General features: G+C 42.6%; 1 protein-coding gene. It reads left to right on the plus strand.

From position 1 onward, the window contains the following. Positions 1-298 (plus strand): hypothetical protein (locus BK665_RS34675; RefSeq protein WP_221179287.1); only part of this gene is annotated, 298 nt, incomplete at both ends.

Genomic DNA, 298 nt, shown 5'->3' on the forward strand with positions numbered 1-298 from the left:
TGCGTGAAGATTTCATTCGCGCAAACCCAGCAAAAGAAGGTCGTCATCAAGATATTCCTTCAAAGCACATTCCAACCTCCGTTACACAGCATACTCACAGTATAACGAGATTATTCCCGGAGCAGTTTGGTGAGTACATACTCAAACACTACTTCAAAGACTTTGACGTTTCAAACGTCGGCGATTTTGTCAGTAGAAATACCAGTGGACATGGAGTGACACCCAGCTCTGCATTGAACCGAAAATCGTCATTAGGGGGTTTTCTGATTTTAGATCAGATCAATAGATATACCGACCT

The sequence above is a fragment of the Pseudomonas frederiksbergensis genome, assembly GCF_003732665.1.
In the GTDB taxonomy this organism is placed as follows: Bacteria; Pseudomonadota; Gammaproteobacteria; order Pseudomonadales; family Pseudomonadaceae; genus Aquipseudomonas; species Aquipseudomonas frederiksbergensis_G.